Source organism: Vreelandella xerophytica, assembly GCF_968048975.1.
Map to the genome: position 1 here is coordinate 798366 of NZ_OZ309106.1, position 12378 is coordinate 810743.

10 protein-coding genes are annotated in these 12378 nt (G+C 59.3%); 6 read left to right on the plus strand and 4 right to left on the minus strand.

Annotation, left to right across the window (positions count from 1 at the left end; translation table 11 throughout):
* Positions 1 to 7: 7 nt before the first annotated feature.
* Complete coding sequence (gene fhuF / locus ACWF8S_RS03755) at positions 8 to 784, minus strand: siderophore-iron reductase FhuF (RefSeq protein ID WP_447555496.1); 777 nt, start codon at positions 782 to 784, stop codon at positions 8 to 10.
* A 109-nt stretch (positions 785 to 893) separates the two neighbouring features.
* Positions 894 to 1661, minus strand: a complete 768-nt coding sequence (locus ACWF8S_RS03760; protein WP_447555497.1) for an ABC transporter ATP-binding protein — start codon at positions 1659 to 1661, stop codon at positions 894 to 896.
* Positions 1662 to 1824: 163 nt separating this feature from the next.
* Here ACWF8S_RS03760 and fhuB point away from each other — a divergent pair, with 163 nt between their 5' ends.
* On the plus strand, positions 1825 to 3804 hold the full coding sequence (gene fhuB, locus ACWF8S_RS03765; RefSeq protein WP_447555498.1) for a Fe(3+)-hydroxamate ABC transporter permease FhuB: 1980 nt from the start codon (positions 1825 to 1827) through the stop codon (positions 3802 to 3804).
* A 12-nt stretch (positions 3805 to 3816) separates the two neighbouring features.
* Here fhuB and ltaE read toward each other — a convergent pair whose 3' ends face one another.
* Entirely contained in the window at positions 3817 to 4821 is a 1005-nt protein-coding gene (gene ltaE / locus ACWF8S_RS03770) for a low-specificity L-threonine aldolase (RefSeq protein ID WP_447555499.1), read from the minus strand.
* A 91-nt stretch (positions 4822 to 4912) separates the two neighbouring features.
* On the opposite strand from ltaE, the gene ACWF8S_RS03775 reads away from it, so the two are divergent.
* From ACWF8S_RS03775 to ACWF8S_RS03795, 5 genes are all read left to right on the plus strand, one after another.
* On the plus strand, positions 4913 to 6193 hold the full coding sequence (locus tag ACWF8S_RS03775; RefSeq protein WP_447555500.1) for an NAD(P)/FAD-dependent oxidoreductase: 1281 nt from the start codon (positions 4913 to 4915) through the stop codon (positions 6191 to 6193).
* The gene (gene speG, locus ACWF8S_RS03780) at positions 6135 to 6665 is read left to right on the plus strand and encodes a spermidine N1-acetyltransferase (protein ID WP_447555501.1); all 531 of its coding nucleotides are present in this window, start codon (positions 6135 to 6137) and stop codon (positions 6663 to 6665) included. Before ACWF8S_RS03775 ends, speG begins: the two co-directional genes overlap by 59 nt.
* 414 nt (positions 6666 to 7079) lie before the next feature.
* Positions 7080 to 8792 carry a thiamine pyrophosphate-dependent enzyme gene (locus ACWF8S_RS03785; protein WP_447555502.1) on the plus strand — a complete coding sequence of 571 codons (1713 nt, stop codon included), beginning with the start codon at positions 7080 to 7082 and terminating at the stop codon, positions 8790 to 8792.
* Between the two features lie 67 nt (positions 8793 to 8859).
* A complete protein-coding gene (locus ACWF8S_RS03790; protein WP_447555503.1) occupies positions 8860 to 9618 on the plus strand; it encodes a metallophosphoesterase family protein in 759 nt (252 codons plus the stop codon).
* Between the two features lie 331 nt (positions 9619 to 9949).
* The gene (locus tag ACWF8S_RS03795) at positions 9950 to 11212 is read left to right on the plus strand and encodes a PQQ-dependent sugar dehydrogenase (protein WP_447555504.1); all 1263 of its coding nucleotides are present in this window, start codon (positions 9950 to 9952) and stop codon (positions 11210 to 11212) included.
* Positions 11213 to 11278: 66 nt separating this feature from the next.
* On the opposite strand, the gene ACWF8S_RS03800 is transcribed toward ACWF8S_RS03795, so the two are convergent.
* Positions 11279 to 12328 carry a phosphotransferase enzyme family protein gene (locus ACWF8S_RS03800; RefSeq protein ID WP_447555505.1) on the minus strand — a complete coding sequence of 350 codons (1050 nt, stop codon included), beginning with the start codon at positions 12326 to 12328 and terminating at the stop codon, positions 11279 to 11281.
* Positions 12329 to 12378: the final 50 nt, after the last annotated feature.

A 12378-nucleotide genomic window follows, 5' to 3' on the forward strand; every position in this document is an offset into this window, starting at 1 on the left:
GCCGGTATCAGGGCGCGCGCTTGCGCGCTGTTTGATCACACCCTTCCAGCGGGCAGTTGCTGCACACGCTGAACTCATCGAGCAGATAGCGCAGACAGCAAAGCTTGCGTACCTGCTTCTCTTCATCGCTGCCCTTGGGCGTATAGGTGCGCACCGGCTGGTAAAGCGGGTTGCGCGCGCCCTGTAGCGTGCGCGATTCCAAAAGTGCTCGGGCAGCGTTCAGGGCATGGGGGCGAACGAAAGGATGCTCGGCCAGAAGATTGACGTAGTAGTCCAGATACGTGCCGGCGTTGCTCCAGAATACTCGTGGTGCTGCCCCGGAAATGGCAGAAAGCCTTTCGATCAGCGGGGCCCAGTGCTCGGCAACCAGCGCCGAGAAACGCGCAGCAGGCTCATCCGTGGTGGCGTATTCGCCATCGTGGGCGAGCCAAAGCCCCTTGGCGCAGCCCTGTTCATTCAAGAGAACATATGTCTGATCAAGGCTTACCGGCAGCGCCTTGTCGAGCAGCAGATGCGAGACCACGGTAGGGACGGTCAGCGTGCTGAAAAGCCACTTCGACCAGAGTGAGGTGATCGCGCGGATATCCCCGCCGGGGTAGTGGGCGGCGTACTGGGCAACGTTTTGCTCGAGAAGGGCCGGGTTGCGCCAGCGCGAGGCCTTGATGGCGCCTTGGGGCGGCACGCCGCCAATCTGGGGGGGCGCCAGGTGCGCCAGGCGCTCCTTGTAGCACTCGGCCAGGGTGGTGGGGCGCTGGGTATCAGGTTCGCGTAGGGCTAAGGGCATCGCCGACCTCCAAATGCAAAGCGGGGACGTCGCCCCGAAACCTGTTTCTAGCTTAATCGATAATGCTTATCAGTTAAACCGCTGTCTTTCAGATGGCGCACCGAGATGACTATTGGGTCACGGCGATAGAGTGCTTGCCGCTGGGGTGAGCGATCACCTGCATGGGTAACCCGTAAATGGCTTTCAGAGTGTGCTCGCGCATCATCTCCTGGGGTGTACCGTGGGCCAGCAAGCGGCCGCTATGCAATGCCATCAGTTCGTCGCAGTAGCGCGAGGCCATGTTGATATCGTGCAGTACGATGATCACGCCAAGGTTCAGCTCGTCGCAGAGCTTGCGCACCAGCTCCAGCACCTCGACCTGGTGGGCGATATCCAGGGCGGCCAATGGTTCATCCAGAAGAAGAAACCGGCTGCCCTGGGCGAGCAACATGGCAAGCCATACCCGCTGGCGCTCGCCACCGGATAGCGTATCCACCAGGCGGTCGGCGAAGGCTTCGGTATGAGTCAGTGCGATGGCGCGCTCGATCGCCGCCTTGTCCTTTTGCGTATGGCGGCCCAGAAGACCGTGCCAGGGATAGCGGCCAAAGCCGATCAGTTCGCGGCCGGTCAGGTTTTCTGCACTGGGCAGGTGCTGGGGCAGGTAGGCGACCTGACGTGCGAACTCGCGGTTGCCCCATTGATCGAGCGGGCGCTTGTCAAAGTGAATGGTGCCACCGGTGCTTGATTGCTGCTGGGCCAACAGCTTGATGAGTGTCGACTTGCCCGAGCCGTTATGGCCGATCAGACCGTACACCTTGCCTTCTTCAAAGGTATGCACAATGGATTGAAGCAGTGGCTTGCCCTGAATGGCAAAGCTCGCACTCAATACTTCAAACATGCGCGGCTCCTGGTGTTTAGCGAGTTTATCGTTCAATTGTAGTGTTAATACTTATCACTTAGAATCTCGATCGCTAAATTATTTTTCGCTCCCTTTACTGCCTGGCTCTGTTAATGACTGCGTTTGTTCACTTTTCTATCGCTTTACAAGGCGCCTGGCAGGCGTGGTGACAAGACAAGGGCTCAACTCCGGCGCTCTCTTCATCCTGCTGGGCCTGCCGCTGCTTTTACTGCTGGGCCTTCACATGGGCGGGTACGGCGGGGCGGGTGCCAGCGTTCGCGCGCTTTTCCATCCCGATTTTTCCCTTGCCGATGAATTGCTGCTTCACTTTGCCTGGTGGCCGCGCTTTTTTGTAGCGCTGCTGGCCGGCGGCGCATTGGCCCTTGCCGGAGTGTTGATGCAGCAGGTACTGCGTAACCCGCTGGCGTCGCCCACGACGCTAGGTGTTGCCTCGGGAGCCAACCTGGGGCTGATGGTGGCGACGCTGCTGGCGCCGGGGCTTCTGGGTATCGGGCGTGAATGGGTGGCGCTGGGAGGAGGAGCGGCGGCCATGGGGCTGGTGTTCGCGCTTTCCTGGAAGCGCAGGCTCGCCCCGGTGGTCGTGGTGCTCGCGGGTCTGGTAGTCAATCTCTACCTGGGGGCGCTTGCGACGGCCCTGCTGCTGTTCAATCATGAAACCCTGGCGGGACTTTTGATCTGGGGGGCGGGTTCGCTTGCTCAGAACGGCTGGGACGGGGTGGCCACCCTCTCGCTCAGGCTCTTGATCGGCGCGGTACTGGCCGCGCTCTTGATACGGCCTCTTAGTGTTTTGGAGCTTGACGATGCCAGTGCCAAGAGCCTGGGGCTGTCGCTTAAATATCTGCGTCTGGCGGGGCTGGGTCTGGCGGTATTCATCACTGCAAGCGTGGTCAGCGTGGTGGGCATCGTCGGTTTTATCGGCCTGGCTGCGCCGAATATCGTACGTATGGCGGGGGTGCGGCGCCTGGGCCCGCGGATGTTCTGGTCGGTGCTGCTGGGGGCGACGCTGCTGGCCACCACCGACTTGCTGCTGCAGCGCTTTTCGGGCTTGCTGGTAACGTTGATCCCCACCGGGGCGATCACTGGAGCGCTCGGCGCGCCCCTGCTGCTTTGGTTGATTCCCCGCTTGAAACTTCAAAGTGATCAGCCGCCCAGGGCCTCTTCGGTCACTTTGCGCCGCCACCCGGCGCCTTCGCGTCTGACGGGCGGGTTGCTTCTTGCTCTGGTCATCGCGATCTTGCTGGGACTTTGGGTGGGCCAAGGCGGGCAGGGGCTTGACGTGGTATGGCTTTTCGATGGGGTCGTTCTAGAGTGGCGTGCTCCGCGGGTTATTGCCGCCGCCGCCAGCGGGCTGATGCTTGCGGTGGCAGGGACCATTCTCCAGCGGCTTTCAGCCAACCCCATGGCAAGCCCCGAAGTGCTGGGCATCAGCGGGGGCTGCGCGGTCGCGCTGATTCTGGGCATCTACTGGCTGCCTTCACCGGGCAGTGCCCAGTTGGTGGGGGTGGGGACCCTAGGGGCGCTTGCCACGCTTGGCGTATTGATTGCCCTGAATCAGAAGAGCGGGTTTGTGCCGGAACGGCTGTTGCTCTGCGGCGTGGCCGTGAGTGCGCTGTTTGATGCGGTGCGCGGCGTGATGCTGGCCGGTGGCGACCCGCGCGGCCAGCAGGTGATCGCCTGGCTTGCCGGCTCTACCTACTATGTGGATATGCAAAGCGCCTTGCTGATAGGGGCGGCTGCTTTGGCCCTTTTGCTACTGGCACTGCCGTTCACCCGCTGGCTGGATATTCTGCCACTGGGTGCCTCGACCGCCCAAGGGTTGGGTATTGACCTGAACCGCGCCCGGCTTGGGTTATTGATGCTGGTCGCGGTGCTGACCGCGTGCGCTACGCTGGTGGTCGGTCCGCTTTCGTTCATTGGCCTTCTGGCCCCGCACATGGCGCGCCTGGTCGGCTTCTCTCGCGCCTGGTGGCATCTTCTGGGCGCGGGGCTGATCGGCATGCTGCTGATGGTGCTGGCGGACTTCGTCGGCCGACAGGTGATGTTTCCCTACGACATTCCGGCGGGACTGGTGGCCTCGTTGATCGGCGGCGCCTACTTCATGTGGGGGCTGCGCCGCCTGTGAGCCTGTACGTGGCTACCGGTTGAAATACGCCTGCATGACGTCGAGTACGCGCTCGATATCGTCATCATCGATATCGCGGTGCACGACGAAGCGGGTGGCGTAGATCAGGTCAAGCAGAATGTCGTGCTCGCGTAGCCACTGGGCCAGCGGCTCGATATGCGCCTTGTCTACCTGGGTAAACACCATGTTGGTGGCTTGAGACGTGACCGTGATACCCGAAAGCTTCGCCAGGCCGTCGCCCAGGCGCGCCGCCCGGCGATGATCATCGGCAAGATCGGTCACGTGGTGGTCCAGCGCGTACTGGCAGGCCGCGGCGATAATACCTGCCTGGCGCATGCCACCGCCAACCACCTTGCGCCATCGCCGCGCTTTGTCGATAAATTCCTGCGATCCGACCAGCGCCGAGCCGATCGGCGTACCCAGGCCCTTGGAAAAGCACAGCGATACGCTGTCGAAGGGCTGGCACAGCGTCTCGAGCGAGGTATCGGTGGCTACCACGGCGTTGAAGAGCCTGGCGCCGTCCAGGTGGGTGGCAAGGCCATGTTCGCGGGCAAGGTCGGTGGCTTTCTGGAGATAGTCGGCGGGCAGCACCTTGCCGCCGATGGTGTTTTCAAGCGCCAACAGCCGGGTACGGGCGAAGTGGATATCGTCAGCCTTAACAGCTGCGTTTATTTTCGACAGCGCAAGGGTGCCGTCCGGTTCGTTTTCGATGGGCTGGGGCTGGATGCTGCCCAGTACCGCCGCACCGCCGCCCTCGTAGCGATAGGTATGGGCGGACTGGCCCACGATGTACTCGTCGCCCCGTTCGCAGTGGGCCATCAGGGCCACCAGGTTGCTTTGGGTGCCGCTTGGGAAGAGCAGAGCGGCTTGCTTGCCGGTACGGCCGGCAAGGGTTTGCTGGAAGGCGTTGACGGTGGGGTCATCGCCCCAGACGTCGTCGCCCAACGGGGCGGCCATCATTGCATCACGCATGGCTGCGCTTGGACGGGTAACGGTGTCACTGCGTAAATCAATCATGCACCTTGGCTCCTATACTTTTGTTAATACGAACAGGCAATATGGCGGCAACCCGCTATGGTTAACAGGACAACCTTTAGAAGGCAATCAAATGGATCTTAAAAGCGGTTATCCGTTTTGGGCGGTGAAAAATGGCCTGCTTGTCTCTTTCCCTCAACTGGAACACGACCACACCTGCGATGTCATCGTCATCGGTGGCGGTATCACCGGTGCACTGATCGCCGATGAGCTGAGCCGTCACGGTCATCACGTGGTCGCGCTGGAACGCCGCGATATAGGCTGGGGCAGCTCGGCGGCGAGTACCGCGCTTTTACAGTATGAAATCGATACCCACATGGTGGAGCTTGCCAGGCGCTACGATGAGACCCATGCGGTCATGGCCTACAAAGGCTGTGCGGATGCCATCGTATCATTGCAAGCCCTGGCTGAAGAATTGGGCGAGGTCTCCTTTGAACGCCATGAAAGTCTCTATTTTGCCAGTAACGACGACGATGTAGAGTCGATGAAAGCCGAATTTGCGCTGCGCGAACAACACGGCTTCGACATGCAGTGGCTTGACCGAGAGGCACTGTTCGAGGGCTATGGCATCGATGCACCTTGCGCGATACTCTCGAAACTGGCCGCCAGCCTGGATCCTTACCTGATGGCATACCGGCTTTTCGAACGCGTGAGACGCCAGGGTGGCGAAGTGTACGACCGGACGGAAGTCACGCATATCGAACCCGGTGAGCAGGGTGTGATGGTCACCTTGAAAAACGGTGTCACGCTGCGTGGCAAGAAACTGGTAATGGCGGCGGGGTACGAATCCCAACGCTGGCTTGATGAGCCGGTGGCGAAAAACCGCAGCAGCTACGCCTTCGTCACCGACCCGATCGCTCCGGAAATCCTGGGCAAGCTTCGCCATACGCTGGTGTGGGAGTCTGCCAGGCCTTATCTATACATGCGCTCAACCGATGAAGGACGTCTTCTGGTGGGAGGCGACGATGACGATACGGACGTGCCCAAGCGCCGCGATGAGCGTGTGATGGACAAGGCACACGGGCTCGCCCGCAAGGTCGAATCACTGTGGCCTTCCCTGAAGATCAATCCGACCTTCAGCTGGGGCGGCACCTTCGCTGAAACCGACGACGGCCTTCCTTATTTCGGGCCCAGCGCCAAATGGGGGCCACATGTACATTTTGCCCTGGCCTACGGCGGCAACGGTATTACCTACTCCATGATGGGTGCGCCCCTTCTGCGCGCTTTAATCGAGCAAAGACCGCACCCATTGGCCGATTTTTTCTCTTTCAAACGCCAGTTAACCGAGCCTCTTGATGAGCCCGACACTGTATCTGCGAGCGCTAGAGCGCAGCGACCTACGCTTTGTCCATGAGTTGAATAACAACCAGAGTGTGATGTCCTACTGGTTTGAAGAACCCTATGAATCCTTCGACGAGCTGGAAGAGCTTTATAACAAGCATATTCACGACAACGCCGAACGCCGGTTCGTTGCCCAGGACAGCAACGCCGAGGCCATCGGTCTGGTCGAGCTTATCGAGATCGACTACATCCACCGAAGCGCCGAGTTTCAGATCATCATCGCCCCGGAACACCAGGGGCGGGGATTTGCACGGTCACTGATCCATCAGGCGCTTAACTACTCCTTCACCATCTTGAATCTGCACAAGGTATATCTCATCGTTGCTGTCGAAAACCTCAAGGCGGTACATCTTTACCAGCAGTGCGGTTTTATCGAAGAGGGGCATCTGGTGCATGAGTTCTTCATCAACGGCAAGTACCGTGACGTCAAGAGAATGTACGTGCTTCAGGAGAGCTACCTTGCCGCGCTCGATGCCAACGCATGACCTGTTACAGCAAGACAGGCTTTAAAAGGCAAGGCATAAAAAAGAAGGGGACAGGAAAGAAGGATACAGAAAATCGGATATAAAAAAGCCAGCGCACTGCGCTGGCTTATTGTTGGGTAATCTTTTTACTTTCAGGCATGGCTTAGCCTAGATAAGCGGCAAACCGGTCTGTCGCCTGGCGTTGCCACTGGGCTTGCTGCTCCCAGAAGCGCCACACCTCTTTTTCGCGTTTACTGGGCACTAAAGTCTTTATCATCGCGTGCTCCTCCTTTGCGAACACTGACAGTATAGCGGGTTTAATGCTGCGACGCAGCATTAAATATCCCTCATGTAAAGTGCTTTAAGCCAGCAAAAGCGACTGACAGCAGCTAGGCTTGGATGGGTCTAACGTATTTTTCGCGAACGGAGTCGCCCATGAGCGCAAATGTAGCCGAAATACTCGTCGATACCCTGCAAAACGCTGGTGCCAAACGTTGTTATGGCGTGGTGGGGGATACGCTGAACCACTTCACCGATGCACTCAGACAAAGCGACATCGAATGGATAGGGGTGCGCCATGAAGAGGTAGGCGGTTTCGCTGCCGGCGGTGAGGCTTACATGACAGGAGAGCTTGCACTGTGCGCGGGCTCCTGCGGGCCGGGCAGCCTTCACTTTGTCAACGGGCTTTTCGATGCTCATCGCAACAATGCTCCGGTGGTGCTGATCGCCAGCCAGATTCCTCTTGGCGAGACAGGCAGCCAGTTCCCCCAGGAAGTAGATCAAACCCATATCTTCAAGCAGTACAGCGTCTTCTGTGAAACCGTCGTATCGCCGGAGCAGGCGCCCCGCATGGCTGCCATGGCCGCCCAGGCGGCGATCGCCAAGCGCGGTGTGGCGGTACTGATCGTCCCTGGCGATATCATGACCCAGAAGCCGGCCAGCGAGTTGAACTTCCAGGCACACACCTTCGATTACTCGATTCGCCCCAGTGCCGAGGCGCTGGTGCCCGCCGTTCATGAGCTCAACAAGGGCGGCAAGATTACCATCTTTGCCGGGGCTGGCTGCGAAGACGCCCGTGAACAGGTCATTACCCTGGCTGAAAAACTTCAGGCGCCCATCGCCTGGACGTCCCGGGCCAAGAATCACATCGAGTATGATAACCCCTATCAGGTGGGCATGACCGGCGTGTACGGCCTGGAGGGCGGCTATCATGCGGTGGCGGAGTGCGACACGCTGTTGTTGCTGGGCTGCAGCTTTGCCTTCACCCAGTTCTACCCCGAAGGGGCGCGCATTATCCAGGTCGATCACGAGCCGACCCATATCGGCAAACGCTATCCGGTCGATGTGGGTATCGTGGGAAGCGTCGCCGAGACGTGCGAGGCACTTGGTCAGGTCGTGCAGGCCAACAGCCACTCGTCCTGGCTCGAGAAGTGCCTCAAACGCTACAGGAAGTCGCTGGAAAAATCGGCGCACAAAAGCAAGGACGATCACACGATTCATCCACAAGAGCTGACGCTGGCCATCGATCGTCTGAGCGACGAGAACGCAATGTTCACCGCCGATACGGGGAGCGTCAACGTCTGGATGCTTCGCCATATTCATACCTCGAAAGAGCGGCGTACCCTCTCGAGCCTGCAGCACGGCACCATGGCCAACGCCTACCCGCAGGCGCTGGGTATTCAATTGGCCTATCCGGATCGTCAGGTGATCGCCATGTGCGGCGATGGCGGGCTCAGCATGCTGATGGGCGATCTTCTGACGCTGGTGCAGCGCAACATTCCCCTCAAGATCGTGGTGTACAACAACCAGTCGCTCAGTTTTGTCGAACTGGAGCAGAAGGTGGAAGGGCTTCTGGACGCCTACACAAAGCTTCAAAATCCCAACTTCGGCGAGGTGGCCAGCGCCATGGGCCTCTGGGGAAAACGTGTCGAGCGGGAGGACGCGCTCGACGACGCCATTACCGAGTGGCTCGCCCAGCCCGGGCCGGCGCTTCTGGATGTAATGACCAACCCGATGGAGCTGGTCATGCCGCCCAAGGTCGCCTCCGGCCAGGTCGCTTCCACTGCGCTTTACTCCACCAAAGCCGTGATCAGCGGACGCATGGATGAAGTCGTGCATCTGGTAAAGAGCAACTTTCTGAAGCGCTGAGTGCAGGGCGTGCTCGGTTGTCCTGAGCCCGCCCAATCGATAGACAATGGACAAAAAAGGGAGAGCTATGCGGCTGCGCGTACTGTCCGATTTGCATCTCGAGCATTTCCCTGATGGACGAGCGCTGCCCGAAGTGGAGGCGGATGTGGTGATTCTCGCCGGCGATATCCATCGCACCGTCGAAGGGCTACTCTGGGCCCGGGCGCGCTTTCCTGACCATCCGATCTTGTACGTACCCGGTAATCACGAGTTCTACGGCACCTGCCTGTCGGTACATCGCCAAGCGCTGGCCAGGGAAGCCGGGCGCCTGGGCATCGAGCTGCTGGATAATCGAGCGGTCACGCTCGGCGGGGTTCGCTTTCATGGCACTACGCTTTGGACTGATTTCGCGCTGTATGGCGATGACCCGATTCGCACTCTCACCGGCATGCAAAAGGCGTCGCACGTCATGGCGGATTTTCAGATCATCACCGACGACCGGGGTGAGACCTTCACCCCGCAGGCCAGTCAAGCGCTTCACCGCGAGGCGCTTGACTGGTTGATTGCATCGCTCGATGAACCCTTCGAGGGCCAACGGGTCGTCATCAGCCATCACGCCCCGCTTCGTGACTGCATACCGCTGCGCTATGCTGATGACGCGCTCTCTCCCGCGTTCGCCTCGCACCTGCCTCACCTGATGGGCCGAATGGACGTATGGATCCACGGGCACGTACACGAGCCCGTGGATCTTTTGCGAAATGGAACTCGAGTGGTGGCCAATCCTGGGGGGTATCCTGGGGAAGTTCAAACGCCTGTTTTTCGTAGCGACTTGGTAGTGAGCGTATAAAATTAATTAGTAAGATAGAGGTGATTCTTTTTTACTGGATCAAGATCAAACGACATTGATTCAATTTATCTGGTAAAAGTTATCGATATGGATTCTTCAGCAGTAAAGCGCTATCTAGGACGGGCTTGTGGCGCGTATGCCTAGTGGCTTGAGCAGCAGCAGGTTGCTATGGATTGGCTACCAGTAACTCTCCATCTTGGGTTGATCATCGCCCTATATCTCATTTCTCCTTTATTAGCAAAGCGCTATTTGTCGGTACGTGAAAGCTACCCTAAGCTTGAAACGTATCGCCATAGTTAACGTACGTTAATGTTTTATAAAGGAGTAGGTCATGATGAATCGAAAGGGATTCGAGACGCGCTTGAAGTCAGCACCGCTACGCTGGGCGGTGAGCGCGGCACTTTTGGGCATGGCGGCCAGCGCCCACGCCGAGGTCAGCGTCGTCAACGAGAACGTGGCCTCAAGCGTCGAAAGTGAAGAAGTCACGTTTGACGTTATTCAAGTCGTCAGCGGTCTGGAACACCCTTGGGGTGTGGCCTGGCTACCGGATGGGCGCATGCTGATCACCGAGCGGCCTGGGCGCCTTCAGCTGATCGATGGTGATAATGTCATCCAGCTCGACAATCTGCCCAGAACCGACGCGGAGGAGGACGAGGACTCCGCTGTCGAGGGTGGCAACCAGGGCGGGCTGCTGGATGTGGTGGTGCACCCGGATTACGAGGACAACGGTTGGGTCTACTTCACTTATTCAAGCCCCGGCGACCCTCGCGCCTTCAGTACCTACGAGCCGGATTACGGCACCGGAACTGCCGTGGCCCGAGCGCGTATTGATGCGGACAACGCCACCTTGACCGATCTGGAAACCCTCTACACCCAGGTGCCGCGCACGCATCCTGGCGCCCACTACGGTTCGCGCATCGTCTTTCCCGGCGACGGCTCCATGATCTTTCCGATCGGGGATCGCAATGTTCAGAACCTCCCCCAGGATTTGACCAACCCCGGCGGCAAGATGATTCGCCTGAATGAAGACGGCGGCGCCCATCCGGACAACCCCTTTATCGGCATGGCGCCGGGCAATCTACGCCCGGAAATCTACTCCTATGGGCATCGCAACAACCAGGGGCTGGCGCTGCATCCGGAGACCAACGAGGTGTGGGCGGTGGATCACGGCCCCAACGGTGGTGACCGCCTCTATCGGGTAGACGAAGGCGCGAACTACGGCTGGCCGATGATCGCCCATGGCACCGAGTATACGACCGAGGAGCATATCGGCCTGGGGCGTGAGGCGCCCGGCGTGACGCCGGCGAATCACATCTGGGAAGACTCCATGGCGCCGTCGGGCCTGGCGTTTTACTCCGGCGATGTTGCCGAGTGGCAGAACAATATGTTCGCGGGCTCCTTGAATCTCGAGCAGCTTCACCGCCTGGTGCTGGATGACGACAACCAGATCGTGCACGAAGAGATGCTGTTGGCGGACACGCTGGGACGTATTCGCGATGTGCGCCAAGGTCCCGATGGTCTGCTCTACGTGCTGAGCGATGAAGAAGAGGGCGGTCTTTACCGTCTGGAGCCGCAAAACGGCGTCAGCGAGTAATCGTGCATCGATCCATCGGGTGTTTCTGACGCCCGATGGCATTCAAGGGGCGCATATGCACCTTGATCAGACATGCCTGATGTGTGGTTTTACATCGTCCTTGCCCGAGCCGTCCCAGAAGGCGCTGTCCTCTGGCACGGTGCGTAGATACGTGCGGGCAAGGGCTGAGGTGCCTTGGACGAAATCCTTGCCCAGAGCTTTAGCAGTCGGGCTCTCCGGGTGGGTGGCCAGCCAGGCGCTGAGCATGATGCGCCGGATCAAGATGAACGTGTCCAGCGCGGCTTCGTCGCTTGCATCGAAAGTACTGACGCGTCGATAACCGCGAAGCCATGCCTTGCGCAACCCGGGGACGATCGGGTCGAGCTCGAAGAAGCTGATTGCGGCGGCGAAATCGAACCCGTACCAGCAATAGCCGCAGTCGTCGAAGTCGATGATTGCCAGTCGATCACCGTTCACCAGAAGATTATCCAGGCGCAAGTCGGCGTGGATGAGTCCGTATCGCTGTTGCTCCTCACCGTATGTCTCGATGAAACGATGAATGTTCGTGATCGCTTTATCGATCCACTGCGTATCCTCGTTGGTAATGCCGGGTGCGCTTCGCCAGTCGCCCCACAGCCCGAAGGGACCGATCATCGTATCCAGGTGCCAGCGCTTGCGCACGAACCACGCAGGCGGCTGCCAGGTACGGCTGTGCTTATGAAGCGATGCGGTGAGTGTGCCAAGCTGCTCGAACCAGCCGGGAAGCGCTTCATCCACACCGGGGGGCAAGCCCTCCAGGTGCTGGAAGGCAACGGCATGAAAACATTGGCCATCGAGCTTGAGTTCGATTACCGGGCTTTGGCCGGTAGTCCTCAGCGAGGAAGCCGTGTTGGCTTGGTTGTTCGCGTGCAACTCGGCAATCCACGCATGCTCGGATTCGATCTCTTGTCTGGTGTGGTAACCCGGGCGATGAACACGCAGAATCGTCTTGCGACCCGAGTGGGGGTCGCGGGCTAAAAACGTGGCGTTTTCCGATGTGGTCAGCAGCTCGACCTGCGTATCGCCGGGCAACCCCCAACATGCCAGATGGCGAACGAGCCCTTGCTTGAGGCCGGCCAGCAGCGTCGGTGTATACATGAGCACTCTCTTGTACGCATTTCAGTGTAACGCTAAAGCTCGCGGCATGG

Excerpts from the sequence above, each read along its gene's own strand:
- ltaE (WP_447555499.1), bottom strand. The coding sequence starts at position 4,821 with ATGATTGATTTACGCAGTGACACCGTTACCCGTCCAAGCGCAGCCATG.
- ACWF8S_RS03785 (WP_447555502.1), top strand. The coding sequence starts at position 7,080 with ATGAGCGCAAATGTAGCCGAAATACTCGTCGATACCCTGCAAAACGCT.
- speG (WP_447555501.1), top strand. The coding sequence starts at position 6,135 with ATGAGCCCGACACTGTATCTGCGAGCGCTAGAGCGCAGCGACCTACGC.
- fhuF (WP_447555496.1), bottom strand. The coding sequence starts at position 784 with ATGCCCTTAGCCCTACGCGAACCTGATACCCAGCGCCCCACCACCCTG.
- ACWF8S_RS03775 (WP_447555500.1), top strand. The coding sequence starts at position 4,913 with ATGGATCTTAAAAGCGGTTATCCGTTTTGGGCGGTGAAAAATGGCCTG.
- ACWF8S_RS03800 (WP_447555505.1), bottom strand. The coding sequence starts at position 12,328 with ATGTATACACCGACGCTGCTGGCCGGCCTCAAGCAAGGGCTCGTTCGC.
- ACWF8S_RS03760 (WP_447555497.1), bottom strand. The coding sequence starts at position 1,661 with ATGTTTGAAGTATTGAGTGCGAGCTTTGCCATTCAGGGCAAGCCACTG.
- ACWF8S_RS03795 (WP_447555504.1), top strand. The coding sequence starts at position 9,950 with ATGATGAATCGAAAGGGATTCGAGACGCGCTTGAAGTCAGCACCGCTA.
- ACWF8S_RS03790 (WP_447555503.1), top strand. The coding sequence starts at position 8,860 with ATGCGGCTGCGCGTACTGTCCGATTTGCATCTCGAGCATTTCCCTGAT.